A 17,934-nucleotide genomic window follows, 5' to 3' on the forward strand; every position below is an offset into this window, starting at 1 on the left:
TGACCGCATGATCGAACCCGTGCTTTCGTTGCGCAACCTCCAGGTGGAGTTCAAAACCCGCCGCGAGAGGTTGCGCGCCATCGACGGCATTTCGTTCGACATTGCCAAAGGCGAGGTGCTGGGCGTGGTCGGCGAATCCGGCGCCGGCAAATCGGTGACGGGCTCGGCGGTGATCGGCTTGATCGATCCGCCCGGCCGCATCGCGGGCGGCGAAATCCACCTCTCGGGCTTACGCATCGACAATCTCCCTCCGGAGGAGATGCGAAGGATCCGGGGAAAACGGATCGGCATGATCTTTCAGGATCCGCTCACCAGCCTCAACCCGCTGTACCGGATCGGCGACCAGATCGTGGAGACGATCAGGACCCACATCGGCATGTCGGAACAGGCCGCGCGCAAGCGCGCCATCGATCTGCTCGCCGAGGTCGGCATCCCAGCGCCGGAGAAACGCATCGACGGCTATCCGCACGAATTCTCCGGCGGCATGCGGCAGCGCGTTGTCATTGCGCTCGCGATCTGCGCCGAGCCGGAACTGATCATCGCCGATGAGCCGACCACCGCGCTCGACGTCTCAGTGCAGGCGCAGATCATCGCCCTGATCAAGCGGCTCGGCCGCGATCACGGCACCGCGGTGATGCTGGTGACCCATGACATGGGCGTGATCGCCGAGACCTGCGACCGCGTGGCCGTGATGTATTCGGGGCGTATCGCCGAAATCGGCCAGGTGCAGGGCGTCATCAAGAATCCGCTGCATCCCTACGCCAAGGGACTGATGGGCGCGATCCCCACACTGACCGGCGAAGACCACCGGCTGGTGCAAATCCCCGGTTCGATGCCGCGGCTGTCCGCGATTCCACCGGGTTGTCCGTTCAATCCGCGTTGCGCCTTCGCCTTCGAGCGCTGCCGCGTCGAGCGGCCGGAGCCGATCCAGCGGGGAGCCCAGGCGGTCGCCTGCCATCTCTACGACAGCTCGCTCAAGGAGAGCGCGGCATGAGCTTCGTCGAGATAAAGAATTTGCGGCGCGTATTCGACGTCTCCAAGCCGTGGCTGAACCGCGTGCTCGAAGGCGGCCATCTCGAATTCCTCAAAGCGGTCGATGGCGTCAGCTTCGACATCAAGAAGGGCGAGACCTTTGCGCTGGTCGGCGAGTCCGGCTCCGGCAAGACCACGGTGGCGCGCATGGTGGTCGGCCTGCTGCCGCCGACGTCAGGTGATGTCGTGATCGACGGCGTCTCAATGACCGATCCGCGCCAGGCGCAGATGCGGCGACGCCTACGCCGCCGTATCCAGATGATCTTCCAGGACCCCTATGCGAGCCTCAACCCGCGTTTCAGGGTCGATGCCATCATCGCCGAGCCCATCCGTGCCTTCGACCTGATCCAGGGCGAACGCCAGATCAAGGAGCGCGTCTGCGAGCTGCTGACCCTGGTCGGCCTGCATCCCGACGACGGCTTGAAATATCCGCATGAATTTTCCGGCGGCCAGCGCCAACGCATCGCGATCGCGCGTGCGCTCTCCTCCGAAGCCGAATTCATCGTCTGCGACGAGCCGACCTCGGCGCTCGATGTTTCGGTGCAGGCGCAGATCCTTAATTTGATGCGCGATCTGCAGGACAAGTTCGGCCTGACCTATCTCTTCATCAGTCACAACCTCGCCGTCGTCCGCCACATGGCGTCCCGCATCGGCGTGATGTATCTCGGCCGCATCGTGGAGATTGCGGAAGGTCGCGAGCTTTTCAGCCGCCCGCGCATGCCCTACACCAAGATGCTGCTCGGCGCGGTGCCGGATCTCGCGATGTGCGGCCGCCAGCGCATCCCGGTCAAGGGCGAGATCCCCAACCCGATCGATCCGCCACAAGGCTGCGCCTTCCACCCACGCTGTCCGCTCGCCTTTGACCTCTGCCGCAAGGAAACGCCCGAACTGATCGACGGGGTCGCCTGCCACGCCGTCAACACGGCGCCCGCACCGGCATGATGACGCAGATGCGAGACAGGCTTGCGGCGGGGCCAGTTGGCAGCGGCCTACTGCTGTGATCAAGTGCGCCTGCTCACGTTGCATGCCAAATGCCAAACTAATGGATAAGCCATGGCCAACCATATCAATCCCGATCCGTTCACGACGCGCCCCGAGATCGAGGGCACCTTCGGCGTCGTGACTTCGACCCATTGGATCGCAACCGCGGTCGGGATGGCCACGCTGGAAAAAGGCGGTAACGCGTTCGACGCCGGCGTCGCTGCGGCCTTCACGCTACAAGTGGTCGAACCGCATCTCAACGGCCCCGGCGGCGATGTGCCGATCATCGTGCATGACGTCAAACGCGGCCGCACCGAGGTGATCTGCGGCCAGGGTCCGGCGCCGGCGCGCGCCACCATCGCGCATTACAAGAGCGAGGGCCTGGACATGGTGCCCGGCACCGGGCTGCTCGCCGCCTGCGTGCCCGGCACGTTCGAATCATACATGCTGCTCCTACGCGATTACGGCACGATGCGGCTGCGCGACGTGCTGGAGCCCGCGATCGCCTATGCCCGCGATGGCCATCCGCTGGTCGAGCGCGCCTGCGCCACCATCAAGACCGTCGAGCAATTGTTCCGGCAGCACTGGCCGACATCCGCGGCGGTTTATCTGCCCAACAATGAAGTGCCGAAGCCTGGCACCATCTTCACCAACAGGCAGCTTGCCGAAACCTACACCCGCATCCTGAAGGAGGCCGAGAGCGCCGGCGGCGATCGCGTGGCACAGATCGAACGCGCGCGTGCGGCCTGGTCGAAAGGTTTTGTCGCGGAAGCGATCGACAAATTTTGCCGGACCCAGGAGGTGATGGACGTCTCGGGCGCGCCGCACAAAGGCGTGCTCTCCGCCGACGACATGGCGCGCTGGCAGCCGACGATCGAGGCGCCGCTGACTTACGACTATGGCCGCTACACGGTGTGCAAGGCCGGCGTCTGGAGCCAGGGACCGGTGATGCTGCAGCAGCTCGCGCTCCTCAAGGGTTTTCAGCTCGACGGCCTCGATCCGGTCGGGCCCGACTTCATCCATCTGCAGATCGAATGCGCCAAGCTCGCCTACGCCGACCGCGAGACCTTTTACGGCGATCCCAAGTTCACCGAGATTCCGATCACGACGCTGTTGTCGGATGCCTACAACGACGCGCGGCGCAGGCTGGTCGGCGAGAAGGCTTCGCTCGATTTCATTCCAGGCTCGGTCGAAGGTTTTGGCTCGGTCGTCAAGCTGCGCCGCGCCGAAGGCCATCGCGAGGCGGTCGGCGCGATGGGGGCCGGCGAGCCGACGGTCGGGCGCTTTGGCGAGGTGCGCGGCGACACCGTGCATTTCGATATCATCGATAAGGACGGCAACATGATCTCGGCGACGCCCTCCGGCGGTTGGCTGCAATCCTCGCCCGTCATTCCCGAGCTTGGCTTCTGCCTCGGCAGCCGCGCCCAGATGTTCTGGCTCGAGGACAATCATCCGGCCTCGCTCGCGCCGGGCAAGCGGCCCCGCACCACGCTCTCGCCCACCATGGCGCTGCGCGACGGCGAACCGTATCTGGCGTGGGGCTCGCCCGGCGGCGACCAGCAGGATCAGTGGATCACGCAATTCTTCCTGCGCCACGTCCACGCGAAATTGAACCTGCAGGAAGCGATCGACGCACCGGCCTGGCATTCCGAGCACTTCCCGATCTCGTTCTGGCCGCGCACTGCGCGCCCCGGCGTGCTCGTGCTGGAAAACCGCGTGCCGAAGGCGACCGTCGCTGAGCTGGAGCGCCGCGGCCACATTGTCGAGATCGGTCCCGACTGGTCGGAAGGCCGCCTGACCGCGGCCTCCCGTGTCGGCCGCCGCCGCCGCGCCGCGGCCAATCCGCGCGGCATGCAAGGCTACGCTGCCGGCCGCTAGACATGGTGCCTCTCTCGCGAACTGGTTTGCCTGCGGGCGCGGACCACCTCTCCCCATCGGGGAGAGGTCGGATTGCAACGCCAGGTGCAATCCGGGTGAGGAGTCTCAGGTCCCACGATAAATGGCGCCCCTCACCCGGTGCTCCGCGCCGACCTCTCGCCAAGCAGAGGCGTCGCACCGCCGATGCGGCGGCGACGCAGTCTGACCACACCGCGCGCTAGTGGGATTGACGGTATGACCTGGTCGATCATCGCAAAGGACAATGTGACCGGCGAGATCGGCATCGCGGTTGCCACGAAATTCTTTGCGGTCGGCGCGCGCGTGCCGTTTGTCGCGGCCGGTTTCGGCGGCATCGCGACGCAAGCGCTGGTCAATCCCTATTACGGCATCGACGGGCTGAGATTGCTGCGCGACGGCAAGAGCCCGCAGGAGATCGTGAACACCCTGACGGCGGCGGATCCGGGCCGCGAAAGCCGGCAGCTCCACATCCTGGATGTGCAAGGGCGGATCGCCGCGCATACGGGGCGCGAATGCATCGACTGGTGCGGCCATGTCCAGGGCGACGGCTTTTCCGTCGCGGGCAACATGCTGGCCGGTGCCGACGTGCTGGATGACACGGCTAGCGCCTATGGCGCCAATCACAGCCTGCCATTCGCGCAGCGGCTGATCGCGGCGATGCGCGCCGGCGAGGCGGCCGGCGGCGACAAGCGCGGCAAGCAATCGGCGGCGCTGTTGATCTATGGCAACGAGGAGTGGCCGGCGCTCGACCTGCGCGTCGACGATCATCCGGATCCGCTGATCGAGCTGGAGCGGCTCGAGCGGGTGAGCCGCGAACGCTGGGTGCATTTCCGACAATTTCTGCCGACCCGCGACAGCCCGGCCGGGATTACCGACCGCGCCATTATCGACTCCAGTCTTCAGGCTGGCCCGGCGAGCAAGCGATGAGCACACATCCCCTGATCGAAATCGAGGGCCTGCGCATTCTGTTTCGCGGCGATGACGGCCGCACCATGCACGCGGTCGATGCCGTCGACCTCTCCGTCGCCCATGGCGCCACGCTAGGCCTGGTCGGCGAATCCGGTTGCGGCAAGAGCGTCACATCCCTTGCGATCATGGGCCTGTTGCCGAAACGTTCGACCGAGATTTCCGGCTCGATCCGCTTCGACGGCTTCGATCTGCTGCAAACGCCGGACGAGACCCTGCGCGATTTGCGCGGCAATCGCCTTGCCATGATCTTCCAGGAGCCGATGACCTCGCTCAATCCGAGCTTGACCATCGGCGACCAGATCATCGAGGCCGTTTTGCGCCATCGCGGCGGATCGCGCCGCTCCGCGCGTGATCGCGCAACCGAGCTGCTCCGCCGCGTGCATATCCCCTCGCCCGAGAGCCGCATCGACGAATATCCGCACAAGCTTTCGGGCGGCATGCGCCAGCGCGTCATGATCGCGATGGCGCTCGCCTGCGATCCGCGCCTCTTGATCGCGGACGAGCCGACCACCGCGCTCGACGTCACGCTGCAGGCGCAAATCCTCGACCTGATGCGCGAGCTGAAAGCCGCGAGCGGTGCGGCAATCATCCTGATCACCCACGACCTCGGCGTCGTCGCCGAGGTCTGCGACGAGGTCGCGGTGATGTATGCCGGCGAGATCGTCGAGCGCGCCGCCGTCGATGAGCTGTTCGCCTCGCCGCAGCATCCCTACACGGTCGGCCTGCTCGGGTCGATCCCGCGGCTTGATCGTCGCGCCGAGCATCTTGCCACCATCGAGGGCATGGTGCCGAGCATGGCCAAGCCGCCGGCCGGCTGCCGCTTCGCGGCGCGCTGCCCCTTCGTCAGCGAAATCTGCCTGAAGGCACCGCCGCCGCTGGTCGCGGTGAGCGCAAATCACGCCTCGCGCTGCATCAAGGCGCCGCTGGAAAGGCTGGTCTCATGACCACGCTGCTCGAAGCCGAAGGCCTGATCAAGCATTTTCCCGCCGCGCGTTCACTGTTCGGCCGGCCGACATCGTTCGTGAAAGCGGTCGAAGGCGTCAGCTTCAGCGTCGACGCCGGCGAGACGCTGGCGCTGGTCGGAGAATCCGGCTGCGGCAAGTCCACCGTCAGCCGCCTGCTGTTGCGCCTGATCGAACCTGATGCGGGCCAAATCCGTTTCGAGGGCCGCAACCTGCTCGCGCTGGATGCGAGCGAGCTGCGCGCCTTCCGCCGCAAGGCCCAGCTCATCTTCCAGGACCCCTACGCTTCGCTCAATCCGCGCATGACCGTGGGCCAGGTCCTGAGCGAGCCGCTCGCGCTGCACGATCTGGTGCCGCCGCAGGCGCGCCGCCAGCGGGTGGAGGAATTGCTGCGGCTGGTCGGGCTCGCGCCGAACGCGGCGCGCCGCTATCCGCATGAGTTTTCCGGCGGTCAACGCCAGCGCATCGCGATCGCACGCGCGCTCGCGGTCGAGCCGAAACTGATCATCTGCGACGAGCCGGTGTCCGCGCTCGACGTCTCGATCCGCTCGCAGATCTTGAACCTCCTGCGCGGCCTGCAGGAGCGGCTAGGGCTCGCTTACATTTTCGTGTCCCACGATCTCGCGGTGGTCAAGCATATCGCCGACCGCGTCGCCGTGATGAATCTCGGCAAGATCGTCGAGACCGCGCAGACCGACGCGCTGTTTGCCTCGCCCCGCCATCCCTATAGCCGCGCGTTGCTGTCGGCCGTTCCGGTGCCCAAGCCGCAGGCAAAACGCAGCCGTATTGTGCTGCAGGGTGAGCTGCCGAGCGCGCTCAATCCCCCCTCGGGCTGCCGTTTTCATACCCGCTGCCCCTATGTGGTCGCGCGTTGCCGCGACGAAGAGCCTCACTTGAGGGCAGATGGCACGGGTCATGCAACCGCCTGCCATCGCGTGGCGGAACTGCCGCCGGCGGAGGCGATCCTGCCGTCCGACGGCGGCTTTTCGCCTGCTCTGGAAAAGCTGGTCTCAGCCTTCAGCAATGGCAGGGAAGTCGGGACGGGCGTCGGGGTTGATACCAGCAAAACCACGACAACGGCGTTGTAGGTGAGAGTGATGAGAACGAGTGCGATCAGGAAATTGGGTTTGGCGGGGCTCGCGACGGCGCTGTGGCTCGCCTTCGATGCGGGCGCGTTCGCCCAAACGACGCTGCGGATCGGCATTGCGCAGGACCCTGACATCCTCGATCCCTCGATCGGCCGCACCTATGTCGGTCGCATCGTGTTTTCCGCCTTTTGCGACAAGCTGTTCGACATCGACGAGAAGCTCAACATCGTCCCGCAGCTCGCGCTGTCCTATGAGACCTCCGCCGACGGCAAGGCGATGACGATCAAGCTGCGGCCGGGCGTCAAATTCCACGACGGCGAGCCGCTTGATGCGCAAGCGGCGAAATTCTCGATCGAGCGCCACATGACGCTGCCGACCTCCTTCCGCAAGTCTGAGCTTGCCAGCGTCGACCATGTCGAGGTCGTCGACCCCTTGACCATCAAGCTCGTGCTGAAGACGCCGTTCGCGCCGCTGATCACGCAGCTCACCGATCGCGCCGGCATGATGGTCTCGCCCAAGGCGGCAAAGGAGGAAGGCGACAAGTTCGGCCTGCACCCCATCTGCGCCGGTCCCTACAAATTCGTCGAGCGCGTGCAGCAGGATCGCATCGTGTTCGAGAAATTCGCCGATTATTGGAACAAGGACAACGTTTTCATCGACCGCATCGTGTACCAGCCGATTGTCGATGCCACCGTGCGCCTTGCCAACCTGAAATCCGGCAGTCTCGACCTGATCGAGCGTGTGCTCGCGACCGACATCAAGGACGTGCGCTCCGATCCGAACCTCGTGCTGGCAACCGCGCCCTCGCTCGGCTATCTCGGGCTCACCATCAACATCGCCAACGACAAAAATAAAGGCCCGCTCAGCCAGTCGGCCAAGGTGCGCCAGGCGCTCGAGCTGTCGATCGACCGCGAGGCGTTGAACCAGGTCGTCTTCAACGGCGAGTTCACCCCGGGCAATCAATGGGTCAGCCCGGAGCATCCCTATTATCAGAAAGCGTTTCCGATTCCCCAGCGCGACGTCGAGAAGGCCAAGGCGCTGTTGAAGGAAGCCGGCGTCACTCCCCCTATCACCGTCGACATGATGGTTCCGCAAGGGTCTGAGGAGCAGGCGGTTGCGCAGGTGGTGCAATCGATGGCGGCGGAAGCAGGCTTTGATCTCAAGATCAGGACGATAGAATTTGCGACCTCGTTCAAGGATGCGCAGGCCGGCAATTTCCAGATCTTCCAGATCGACTGGAGCGGCCGCATCGATCCCGACGGCAATTCCTACGTCTTCATGCACACCAAGGCGCCGCAAAACGACGGCGGCTATTCCAACCCCGAGGCCGACAAGCTGATGGAGGACGCGCGCCTCGTCAACGATCCCGCCCAGCGCAAGGCGATTTACGAGAAGCTGACCAAGATCCTGCTCAATGATGAGCCGATCATCTATCTCTTCCATCGCAAGATCCTGATCGCACACACCAAGAAGCTCGAAGGCTATCGGTCGATGCCGGACGGGCTGGTGCGCGTGGTCGGGCTCAAGCTGAAATGAGCATGCGCGCCCTCTCCGCTTTGCATGGAGGCACGTGCGCCTCATGCTGAACTTTCTGGCCCGCCGCCTCGCCCAGCTCGTTCCGACACTGTTCTTCGTGTCGGTCCTGATCTTCTCGCTGCAACACCTCCTGCCCGGCGACCCCGCGCTGGCGATGGCGGGCGAGGAGCGCGATCCGGCTGTCATCGAGCAGATCCGGAAGCTGTACCGGCTCGATCAGCCGATTCCCGTGCAATATGCCTACTGGCTCAAGGGCGTGCTGTCGGGCGACTTCGGTGAATCCTTGCGCATCAAGGCACCGGTGCGCGACCTGATCGCGCAGAAACTGCCGGTGACGCTGCAGCTCGGTTCGATGGCGATCGTGATCGCCTTGTTGATCGGCATCCCCGCCGGAATCATCTCGGCGGTGAAACGCGGCACGGCCTGGGATTACGGCGCCAACCTGTTCGCGCTCTGGGGCATTTCCACACCGAATTTCTGGCTCGGCATCCTCCTGATCTTCCTGTTCTCCATCAAGCTGAACTGGCTGCCCGCCTCCGGCTACGTGCCGCTCACCGAGAGCTTTCGTGGCAGCCTCGCCTCGACCATTCTGCCTGCTTTCGTGCTCGGCAATGCGATCGCGGCGATCCTGATGCGACACACGCGCAGCGCCATGATGCAAGTGCTCGAGAGCGACTATGTGCGCACGGCGCGCGCCAAAGGCCTGCCGGAGCGTTCCGTCATCCTCAAGCACGCCATGCGCAATGCCTTAACACCGGTGATCACGCTGGGCGCGCTTGAGCTGGGTACGCTGCTCTCGGGCGCGGTGCTGACCGAGCAGATATTCTCGATCCCCGGTTTCGGCAAACTGATCGTGGATGCGGTGTTCAACCGCGACTATGCCGTCGTGCAAGGAGTGGTGCTGGTGACGGCGACGGTTTATATCCTGCTGAATCTTGTCGCCGATATCGCCTACATCCTCGTCAATCCGCGGCTGAGGGGCTGAACCATGAGCGAGGCCACTCTCGCCGCCATCGGCGTAACCGGCTCGAACGAGACGCTGGAAAGCCCGGCTCGCCGCGCGCTGCGCCGGCTCCTCAAGCACAAGGGCGCGATTGCGGGCCTCGTCGTAATCTCGACCTTCATCCTGCTCGCCCTGTTTGCGCCGCTGATCTCGCCCTACAATCCGATTGCGACGAGCTGGACGCTGGTGCGCAAGCCGCCCTCCGCGCTGCACTGGTTCGGCACCGATGATCTCGGGCGCGATATTCTCGCCCGCGTCATCTTTGGTGCCCGCGCCTCCCTGCTCGCAGGCCTGATCTCGGTCAGCATCGCGCTATCGATCGGCGTTCCACTGGGGCTGCTCGCCGGCTATCGCGGCGGCTTCGTGGACGCGCTGATCAGCCGCATGACCGATGCCATGCTGGCCTGCCCGTTCCTGATCCTGGCGATTGCGCTCGCCGCCTTCCTGGGTCCCAGCCTCGGCAATGCGATGATCGCGATCGGCATTTCCGCGACGCCGGTGTTCATCCGCCTGACCCGCGGACAGGTCATGGCGGTGAAGATCGAGGACTATGTCGAGGCCGCGCGCGCCGTGGGCAATCCACCCTGGCGGATCGCGCTGGTCCACATCCTGCCGAATATCCTGCCCGCGCTGCTGGTGCAGGCGACACTGTCGATCGCAGCCGCGATCATCGCGGAAGCCGCGCTGTCGTTTCTGGGCCTCGGCCAGCAGCCGCCCGCGCCGTCCTGGGGCAGCATGCTCAACGCCGCGCAGCGCTTTCTCACCAACGCGCCGTGGATGGCGATCTGGCCGGGGCTGGCGATCTTTCTTGTCGTGCTGTCGCTCAACCTGGTCGGCGATGGCCTGCGCGACGCGCTCGATCCGCGCCAGCGGTGAGCACTGCGGCAAACACTTCTGTTTCACCGTCATCTTGAGGCGCCACCGCGGAGCGGTGGCCTCGAAGGGCGACGGCCCAGGTGCTGCAGCGGGGGCCGTTGATCCTTCGAGGCTCGCTTCGCGAGCACCTCATGATGACGGGTCTAACAAAGAAACGGCTTCAACAGGTTCAGATGACGGTCTCCCGCAGCACCCGCCGGCAATCCATCTCGAATTCGAGATCGATCACCGGTGGCCGCGCAAAATGCCAGGTCAGGCCGGAGCGAGCGGCGCCGCGGTGGACCAGCTCGTCGGCGAAGGCGGGATGGAAATCGCGGATGGTGTAGGCCTGCACGCCCGTGGTGTCCTTCCAGGCGAAACCGAATGCGGCGAGGCGTTCTTCCATCGATCGGGCGGTGAAGCGAACCTTCTCCCGCAGGCCTTCCGGCGAGAGATCGCGATAGCTCACGATGCGTTCGGGATAGCTGCCGGCGCCTCCACGCGCTTCGGCCCCGCCCGCGATGACAAAGCTCGGCGATGTGCCCTGGCTCGGGCGGATGAAGGAGAAGGCATAAAACGACGGCTCGGCAGGCGGATCGATCTCGGGGCAGACATTGCTGCGCGCCACCGGATTGGTGGAGCCGTCATAAAGCCCCCACTCCGCGAGCGTCTTCACATAATGCAGATTGAAGGCGCGAAAGCCCTCCTCGGTGAAGGCCGCCGGTGAGCGCAGCTCGCAGGCGCAGAACGCGGTCAACGGCCGGCCTGCAGCCTGAATGTGGCTTGCGATCTTCGCAAAGCCTTCGGCCAGCGGCACGAGCCGGTCAAACCGCACGCGCTCGATCTCGTAACCGGCCTCGGCGGCCGCGCCGCTCGAATATTGGAACACGGCCGGAATGAACTGGTAATTGCCGGGTGCAAATGCGCTGATCATTTTGCCTCTCGCCATTCGATTCGCATGCGGACGCCCGCGTTCGCAGGATATCACGAGAGGAGGCTCAAACGACAATGGGCGGCCACAAGGGCCGCCCATGCCTTAACCAACATCCGATCAGGCTGTACCTGATCAGGTCGGCTTGAGCTGGCGGCCGAGATCGAGTTCGGCAATCTCCTTATTCCGTTCGGATTCGGCCTCCGCGCGGTGATCGGTCGCGATCGCGACATACACCGCCGGCAACACGAACAGCGTGAACAAGGTTCCAATCGACATGCCGGCGACCACGACGAGCCCGATCGAGAACCGGCTCGCGGCACCGGCGCCACTGGCAGTCAACAGCGGGAGCAGGCCGGTGACCATCGCCGCCGTCGTCATCAGGATCGGGCGAAGCCGGACACGGGCGGCCATTTCGATCGCCGAGCGGCGGTCGAGCCCTTCCTTGAGCTGCAGCTCGTTGGCGAACTCGACCATCAGGATGCCGTGCTTGGAGATCAGCCCGACCAGCGTCAGCAATCCGACCTGGGTGTAGATGTTCATGGTCGCGGCGCCGAAGAACAACGGGATCAGAGCGCCGACGATCGCCATGGGCACGCTGATCATGATCACCAGCGGATCGCGCAAGCTTTCAAACTGCGCCGCCAGCACCAGGAAGATGATGATCAAGGCGAACGCAAAGGTGATGGCGAGCTGGTTGCCCTCCTGCACATATTGGCGGGAGTCCGCGAGATAATCGTGGCTGAAGCCCGCCGGCAGTTTCTTCGCTTCCCCTTCCAGGAAGTCCACGGCCTGGCCGACCGTAACACCGGGCATCGGCACGGCCTGGAAGGTGGCGGAGTTCAACTGGTTGTAGTGGGTGAGCGAGTTGGGATCGGTCGCGGTCTCGATCGACACCACCGTCGACAGCGGCAGTTGCTGGCCGGTCGAGGTCGTCACGTAGTAATTGCCGAGCGATTCCGGCGTCAGGCGCTTTTCACGCGGAACCTGCGGGATCACCTGATAGGACCGCCCCTCCAGATTGAAGCGGTTGACATAATTGCCGCCGAGCAGGGTCGCCAGCGCGCCGCCGACGTTCTGCATGGTGATGCCGAGGTCATTGGCTTTGGTGCGGTCGATCTTGATCCGCACCACCGGCTGGTTGAATTCGAGGTCGCTGTCGGTGACGATGAACAGGCCACTCTTGCGCGCGGCATCCTTGAGCTTCTGCATCTGCTCATAAACGGCCTGGAAGCCTTGCGTCGAGTTGATCACCATCTGCACCGGCAGACCACCCGGACCGCCCGGCAGCGGCGGCAGGTTGAAGGCAAAGGCGTTGACGCCTTCGATTTTCGAGAGCTCGCCCTGCACCAGCGGCTTCAGCGCGATCGATGAGCGCTTCCGCTCGTCCCAGGGCTTGAGCAGCATGCCGGCGATGCCGCCCTGCGGGCCGTTGATGCCGTTGAGTACGAAGCGCAGGTCGGTCTCGGGGAACTTCTGGAAGGCCTTGTCGAGCTTGTCGCCGTAGAAATCGAGGTAATCGATGTTGGCGTATTTCGGCGCCTTGGTCACCGCGAACACGATGCCCTGGTCCTCTTCCGGCGCCAGCTCCTTCGAGGTGTGCATGTAGAGGAAGCCGACCAGGCCGAGGATCGTCAGCGCGAACAGGCCGGTGACGGGGCGGTAGTCGAGCGTGCGGTCGAGCTTGCGCCCGTACCAGCGCGTCATCGCGCCGAACACCTTGTTCACGAGCCTGGCGAACCGCCCCTCCTCCGCGCTCTTCAAGAACACCGAGCACATCATCGGCGAGAGCGTCAGCGCGATCACGCCCGAGACGATCACCGAGCCCGCGAGCGTGAAGGCGAATTCGCGGAACAGCGAACCGGTGAGGCCGCCGAGGAAGCCGATCGGCGCATACACGGCGGCCAAAGTGATGGTCATCGAGATGACCGGGCCGACGATCTCGCGCGCGCCTTTCATGGCCGCCTGCACCGGAGGGGCGCCTTCTTCCAGGTGCCGGTGAATGTTCTCGACGACGACGATCGCGTCGTCCACCACGAGCCCGATGGCCAGCACCATGGCGAGCAGCGTCAGCAAATTGAAGGAGAAGCCCAGCGCCAGCATCATGCTGCAGACGCCGATCAACGACAGCGGAATGGTGACGACGGGAATGACCACCGAGCGCAGCGATGCCAGGAACAGGAAGATCACCACCACGACGATCACCACGGCTTCTCCCAGCGTCTTCTCGACCTCGTCAATCGACGACTGGATGAACTTAGTGGAGTCGTAAGCAACCTTCATCTTCAGCGAAGGCGGCAGGTTGCGTTCGATCTCGGGGAACAGCGCGCGAACGCCTCTCACGATGTTGAGCGGATTACCTTGCGGCGTTGCCTGCACGCCGATGAAGATCGCGTGCTCGCCGTTGAAGGCGACGCTGGCATCGGTGCTCTGCGCCGCAAGCTCGACGGTCGCGATGTCCTCCATGCGAACGAAGCCGCCGTCCTTCGCCTTCACGATCATGCGCTTGAACTGGCTGACGTTCTGCAGATCGGTATTGGCCGAGACGTTGGAGACGATGAAATAGCCCTTGGCCTGGCCGGCCGCGGCCTGAAAGTTGTTGGCGGCAATGGCGGCCGATACATCAGCCGGCGACACGCCGCGCCCGGCCATCTTCACGGGATCGAGCCATAGCCGCATCGCGAACGTCTGGCCGCCCAGGATGTCGGCCGAGGCCACGCCGTCGACGGTCGACAGCACCGGCTGCACGACGCGCGTCAGATAGTCGGAGATCGCACTGCCGGTCAGCTCCTCGCTCGAGAAGCCGATATACATCACCGCCGTGGTCTGGCCGGTGGTCTTGGTGACGATCGGATCGTTGGATTCCTTCGGGATCAGGTATTTGACCGAGTTCACCTTGGCGAGCACTTCGGTCAGCGCCTGGTTCGGATCGAAATTGAGCTTGATGTAGACCTGAATCGTAGATGTACCGAGCACCGAGGACGAGGTCATGTAGTCGACGCCCTCGGCGGAGGCGACCGCCTGCTCGATCGGCGTGGTGATGAAGCCCTGGATCAATTCCGCGGACGCGCCGGGATAGGAGGTCGTGATGTTGACGACCGTGTTCGACAATTTGGGATACTGCCGGATCGGCAGGACGGTTGCCGCGCGAAGGCCGATCAGCAGGATCAGCAAGCTGACCACCACCGACAATACGGGGCGCTTGATGAAGATATCGGTCAAAGCCATCGCGACGATCTCGTTCTTTCAAATATTCCGGCATGACCCGAAGCCGAGGCCGGGCCATGCTGCTGTTGCGCGCAGTTCTTTACGCGTAGCTACGCGTCATTCAGTAACGCGGCGGCTGCGCCGGGATCGGCGGCGGCGGATCGGTCGATATCGCGACGGCCGCGCCCGATTGCAGCTTGAGCTGGCCGAGCGCGACAACCCGGTCGCCCGGCTTCAAGCCCTTGAGGATCTCGGCGCGACCGTTCACGCGATCACCGGCCTGCACGAAGGTGCGCACCGCGGTCAGGCTGGTCTTGCCATCGTTCTCCTGCTTCTCGGTGATGAGGAACACGGAGTCGCCGTAGAGCGTGTAGTCCACCGCGGTTTCGGGGACGGTCACGACGGGCGGCTTGTCCGGCAGCACCACGGTGGTGGTGACGAACATGCCCGGCTTCAGGATACGGTCAGGATTGGCGATCGTCGCCTGCACGCGGATGTTCCGGGTGTCGGTGGCGACCTGCGGCTCGATCGTCGTGATCTTGCCCTCGAAGGTCCGCCCCGGATAGGCATCGACCCCAAGGCGAACGGTCTGTCCGACCTTCAACTGACCGCTGTCCTTCTCCGGCACCGTGAAGTTGGCGTAGAGCTCGGACAGATCGGTCAACGAGACGATGGCCGTGCCCGCGGTCAGGTATTGCCCGACCTCGACATGGCGAACGCCGAGTTCGCCCTCGAACGGAGCGCGCACCAGCTTCTGCGAGATGATGGCCTCGGTCTTGGCAATGCCGGCAAGGGCCTGGTCGTATGCCGCCTGCGCCGAATCGACGGTTGCCTGTGGACCGAATTGGCGCTCGGCGAGCTGCTTGGCGCGGTCCAGCGAAAGTCGCGCCACCGTGGCCTGCGCCTTGTAATTGGCAAGGTCGCCTTGGTCGGGCCCATCGAATAGCTGCACGAGCGGCGTGCCCGCCGTCACACGAGACCCCGGCGTGAACAGGATTTCCGTGACGCGGCCGCTGACGTCGGAGGTGACGTTGACCTGGTGCACGGCCGCGAGTTCGCCCACCGCGGTCAGCAGGTTCGGCACCACCTCGGCCTTCGCCTCGGCGACCGCAACGTTGAACGGCGGCGGCTTATTATTGGCGAAGAACTGCGCGATCATGTGGCTGCGGAAGGCATTGAAGCCGACCAGCGCCCCGACCAGGAGCAGCAGCAACAGGCCGACGATGGCAAACCAACGCACCATCCGCACCGGCCGGGTGCGCGGCTTCTCCTCGATCGGCTTTCCCGAGAGCTTTGGTTCGGTCGCGATATTCATGTCATGCACTTTCTGCAATCACCGATTGAGCCGGCGGCGGCTTCAATTGGCGGCCCAAATGTGAAGCAATTGCGGCCTGGTTAAGTCCAATTCCACGCAAAAGGAACTCGCAGAGCTGGCGTTCCACATCAATTGCGTTGTCGTAGGCGAGACAGGGCATGGCGGGAAGCCGCATCAGCGCCGTCGAAAGCAGCGTGTGATGAACGAACCAGAACAGGTTCAGCGGCGCGACCCCGATCGGTGACGCATCGCCTGCGGCGACAGCTCGCTCGAGCGAAGCGACGAAGATGCCGCCGATCAGACCCTCGACCTTGGCATAGACGAGCCGGGCAAATTCGCCGTCGTCGAGATGGCTTGTGACCATCAGCCGCAGCCGCTGCTCGTCCTCCTTGTCCGGTCCGTTGGAGACCTGCAGGAAGTGCTGGACCATGGTCCTGACGAACTCGACCAGCGTCGCGGTCGAGGGCTCCCGCTCGAGCAGATCAGCGAGCACGGGATCGGCCTCGCACTCCTCGGCCAAGATTTCCGCAAACAGCGCTGCCTTGGACGGGAAATGCTTGAACAGCAGCGCTTCCGAAATCGCCGCCGCCGCCGCGACGCTCTTGGTCGTGGTGCCGGCAAATCCATGGCGGGCGAAGCAGCGCTTGGCAGCGCCCAGGATCAACTGGCGCCGCAGGTCGCTGGTCATGCGGAGGGTGCTCATCCTTGTGAGTAAGCACTCACCTACGACAAAAGTCAAGGTATGATGCTGCGCCGCAACTCGCGCGGTGCGTGTTTGGAGTCCCTATGTGTCTTCAGAGAGGGGCCAAGTCCAGGTCGCCGCGCAGCCGGGTTAGTATGAACATACCATCCCTGGTCGGCAACACCCGCTCCAGATTGGCGCTATCGATCTTCACGCTGGCAAAGCGCGGCCCGGTGGAGACATCCTGCATGGATTTCGCGAAAGCCTCGACCTCCGCCATCGTCGAAATGGCGCGGCTGTCTGATATCCCGCACGATCTGGCGACACCGACCAGATCGGCGGCCACGGCCGTGTGACTCATCTGGCCGCCGGTCTCGCCGTAGCATTCGTTGTCGAGCACGACGATCGAGAGGTTGGTCGGCTTCTGCAGGCCGATGGTCGCAAGGGCACCCATGCCCATCAGCATCTCGCCGTCGCCCGTGATGACCACCACGGGCAGCTTCGGCTGCGCGAGCGCCAGGCCAAGCCCGATCATCGCGGCACCGCCCATGCCGCCCCATAGATAGAAGTTGCGGACGTGGTCGCCGGCGGCGGTGATGTCGTTGGTCGGAGCACCCAACCCGCCGATTGCGATCGCGCCCTTGCGGTCGGCGAGCAGCGCTTTGACGACGTCGCGCCGATGGAGAAGGTTTGGCTTGCTCATTTGACAAACACCTTGGCGCCGATCAGGCGCTGCGACAACAACACGGCGGTCGGCGTGCACGCGTTGTAGGCCTGGCTTGCCGCGGCCTCGACCACCTCGCGCACTTCTTGCGGGTGCGAAGCGCGCAACACCTTGATGCCGGCGAGTTCGAAAGCGGCTTGCGTCGCCGATCCCATCGGCACCTGCCAGGGATTGAACTCGCCCCATTCACCGCGCATCGTCACCAGCGTCAGGAACGGAAAACGGAAGATCTGCGTCAGCGACAGCATGTTGATGCAGTTGCCGACACCGCTCGACTGCATCAACAGCACGCCGCGTTGACCGCCGGCCCATGCGCCAAGCAGAAGCGCCACGCCCTCCTCTTCGGTCGTCAAGGGAATGCCGCGCATCGTGGATGACGCAAGCACGCGGCGGATCAACTGCGAATGGCCCGCATCCGGCACGTATGGGACCTGACGAACCTCGAAGCGCTGCAAGATTGCAAAGATATCGTCGGGCCAGGCGGAGACCGTATCGGAGTCATCGGCGCGCGCGTGCATTTGGCTGTGTCCAGTTGGCGAGCAACAACGGCGGCGGGACTGTAGACGGAGCCGGGTGTTTCCTCAAAGCGCAAAAACGGCATAAGGCTCTGCGGTAACGATCGCCCCATTTGGCTGCACAGCAGCGAGCAGCCGAGTTCGGTCATGCGTTCCCAAACCGGTCCGAATTGTGTTGCACGGGCGCGGCGCTGCCGTCTAACATCGTTGCAAGTGAAACTAATAACCCGCCGCCAAG

General features: G+C 64.3%; 15 protein-coding genes. 9 read left to right on the forward strand and 6 right to left on the reverse strand.

The genetic code is table 11. The features are described 5' to 3' along the window. Positions 1-7: 7 nt before the first annotated feature. The 9 genes from P6U23_RS29905 (at position 8) to P6U23_RS29945 (ending at position 10,343) form a co-directional block, all read left to right on the forward strand. Complete coding sequence (locus P6U23_RS29905) at positions 8-994, forward strand: ABC transporter ATP-binding protein (protein WP_407175977.1); 987 nt, start codon at positions 8-10, stop codon at positions 992-994. Then, a complete protein-coding gene (locus tag P6U23_RS29910) occupies positions 991-1,974 on the forward strand; it encodes an ABC transporter ATP-binding protein (protein ID WP_407175978.1) in 984 nt (327 codons plus the stop codon). The genes P6U23_RS29905 and P6U23_RS29910 overlap by 4 nt, the downstream gene beginning before the upstream one ends. A gap of 111 nt (positions 1,975-2,085) precedes the next feature. Next, positions 2,086-3,891 carry a gamma-glutamyltransferase family protein gene (locus P6U23_RS29915; protein WP_407175979.1) on the forward strand — a complete coding sequence of 602 codons (1,806 nt, stop codon included), beginning with the start codon at positions 2,086-2,088 and terminating at the stop codon, positions 3,889-3,891. Between the two features lie 234 nt (positions 3,892-4,125). Beyond that, positions 4,126-4,836, forward strand: a complete 711-nt coding sequence (locus P6U23_RS29920) for a DUF1028 domain-containing protein (RefSeq protein WP_407175980.1) — start codon at positions 4,126-4,128, stop codon at positions 4,834-4,836. Beyond that, a complete protein-coding gene (locus tag P6U23_RS29925; RefSeq protein WP_407175981.1) occupies positions 4,833-5,822 on the forward strand; it encodes an ABC transporter ATP-binding protein in 990 nt (329 codons plus the stop codon). Before P6U23_RS29920 ends, P6U23_RS29925 begins: the two co-directional genes overlap by 4 nt. Further along, positions 5,819-6,928 (forward strand): ABC transporter ATP-binding protein, encoded by a 1,110-nt coding sequence (locus tag P6U23_RS29930; protein ID WP_407175982.1) that lies wholly within the window; start codon positions 5,819-5,821, stop codon positions 6,926-6,928. The genes P6U23_RS29925 and P6U23_RS29930 overlap by 4 nt, the downstream gene beginning before the upstream one ends. A gap of 9 nt (positions 6,929-6,937) precedes the next feature. Beyond that, on the forward strand, positions 6,938-8,464 hold the full coding sequence (locus P6U23_RS29935) for an ABC transporter substrate-binding protein (protein ID WP_407175983.1): 1,527 nt from the start codon (positions 6,938-6,940) through the stop codon (positions 8,462-8,464). A gap of 43 nt (positions 8,465-8,507) precedes the next feature. Further along, on the forward strand, positions 8,508-9,449 hold the full coding sequence (locus tag P6U23_RS29940) for an ABC transporter permease (RefSeq protein WP_407175984.1): 942 nt from the start codon (positions 8,508-8,510) through the stop codon (positions 9,447-9,449). Between the two features lie 3 nt (positions 9,450-9,452). After that, positions 9,453-10,343 carry an ABC transporter permease gene (locus P6U23_RS29945; protein WP_407175985.1) on the forward strand — a complete coding sequence of 297 codons (891 nt, stop codon included), beginning with the start codon at positions 9,453-9,455 and terminating at the stop codon, positions 10,341-10,343. Between the two features lie 169 nt (positions 10,344-10,512). Here the strand turns inward: P6U23_RS29945 and P6U23_RS29950 are convergent, their stop codons facing one another. From P6U23_RS29950 to P6U23_RS29975, 6 genes are all read right to left on the reverse strand, one after another. Further along, a complete protein-coding gene (locus P6U23_RS29950; protein WP_407175986.1) occupies positions 10,513-11,256 on the reverse strand; it encodes a hypothetical protein in 744 nt (247 codons plus the stop codon). A 132-nt stretch (positions 11,257-11,388) separates the two neighbouring features. Further along, entirely contained in the window at positions 11,389-14,481 is a 3,093-nt protein-coding gene (locus P6U23_RS29955; RefSeq protein WP_407175987.1) for a MexW/MexI family multidrug efflux RND transporter permease subunit, read from the reverse strand. Positions 14,482-14,581: 100 nt separating this feature from the next. After that, on the reverse strand, positions 14,582-15,775 hold the full coding sequence (locus P6U23_RS29960) for an efflux RND transporter periplasmic adaptor subunit (protein ID WP_407175988.1): 1,194 nt from the start codon (positions 15,773-15,775) through the stop codon (positions 14,582-14,584). A gap of 1 nt (position 15,776) precedes the next feature. Continuing rightward, positions 15,777-16,478 carry a TetR/AcrR family transcriptional regulator gene (locus P6U23_RS29965; protein ID WP_407175989.1) on the reverse strand — a complete coding sequence of 234 codons (702 nt, stop codon included), beginning with the start codon at positions 16,476-16,478 and terminating at the stop codon, positions 15,777-15,779. Between the two features lie 91 nt (positions 16,479-16,569). Then, on the reverse strand, positions 16,570-17,160 hold the full coding sequence (locus tag P6U23_RS29970; RefSeq protein WP_407175990.1) for a thiamine pyrophosphate-dependent enzyme: 591 nt from the start codon (positions 17,158-17,160) through the stop codon (positions 16,570-16,572). Beyond that, entirely contained in the window at positions 17,157-17,699 is a 543-nt protein-coding gene (locus tag P6U23_RS29975) for a phosphonopyruvate decarboxylase (protein ID WP_407175991.1), read from the reverse strand. Before P6U23_RS29975 ends, P6U23_RS29970 begins: the two co-directional genes overlap by 4 nt. Positions 17,700-17,934 lie beyond the last annotated feature (235 nt).

It is taken from the genome of Bradyrhizobium sp. STM 3562, assembly GCF_045571435.1.
Classification (GTDB): Bacteria; Pseudomonadota; Alphaproteobacteria; order Rhizobiales; family Xanthobacteraceae; genus Bradyrhizobium.

Bases quoted from the DNA above. Each gene is read 5' to 3' on its own strand.
- P6U23_RS29905 (WP_407175977.1), top strand. From the start codon at position 8: ATGATCGAACCCGTGCTTTCGTTGCGCAACCTCCAGGTGGAGTTCAAA.
- P6U23_RS29910 (WP_407175978.1), top strand. From the start codon at position 991: ATGAGCTTCGTCGAGATAAAGAATTTGCGGCGCGTATTCGACGTCTCC.
- P6U23_RS29915 (WP_407175979.1), top strand. From the start codon at position 2,086: ATGGCCAACCATATCAATCCCGATCCGTTCACGACGCGCCCCGAGATC.
- P6U23_RS29920 (WP_407175980.1), top strand. From the start codon at position 4,126: ATGACCTGGTCGATCATCGCAAAGGACAATGTGACCGGCGAGATCGGC.
- P6U23_RS29925 (WP_407175981.1), top strand. From the start codon at position 4,833: ATGAGCACACATCCCCTGATCGAAATCGAGGGCCTGCGCATTCTGTTT.
- P6U23_RS29930 (WP_407175982.1), top strand. From the start codon at position 5,819: ATGACCACGCTGCTCGAAGCCGAAGGCCTGATCAAGCATTTTCCCGCC.
- P6U23_RS29935 (WP_407175983.1), top strand. From the start codon at position 6,938: ATGAGAACGAGTGCGATCAGGAAATTGGGTTTGGCGGGGCTCGCGACG.
- P6U23_RS29940 (WP_407175984.1), top strand. From the start codon at position 8,508: ATGCTGAACTTTCTGGCCCGCCGCCTCGCCCAGCTCGTTCCGACACTG.
- P6U23_RS29945 (WP_407175985.1), top strand. From the start codon at position 9,453: ATGAGCGAGGCCACTCTCGCCGCCATCGGCGTAACCGGCTCGAACGAG.
- P6U23_RS29950 (WP_407175986.1), bottom strand. From the start codon at position 11,256: ATGATCAGCGCATTTGCACCCGGCAATTACCAGTTCATTCCGGCCGTG.
- P6U23_RS29955 (WP_407175987.1), bottom strand. From the start codon at position 14,481: ATGGCTTTGACCGATATCTTCATCAAGCGCCCCGTATTGTCGGTGGTG.
- P6U23_RS29960 (WP_407175988.1), bottom strand. From the start codon at position 15,775: ATGAATATCGCGACCGAACCAAAGCTCTCGGGAAAGCCGATCGAGGAG.
- P6U23_RS29965 (WP_407175989.1), bottom strand. From the start codon at position 16,478: ATGAGCACCCTCCGCATGACCAGCGACCTGCGGCGCCAGTTGATCCTG.
- P6U23_RS29970 (WP_407175990.1), bottom strand. From the start codon at position 17,160: ATGAGCAAGCCAAACCTTCTCCATCGGCGCGACGTCGTCAAAGCGCTG.
- P6U23_RS29975 (WP_407175991.1), bottom strand. From the start codon at position 17,699: ATGCACGCGCGCGCCGATGACTCCGATACGGTCTCCGCCTGGCCCGAC.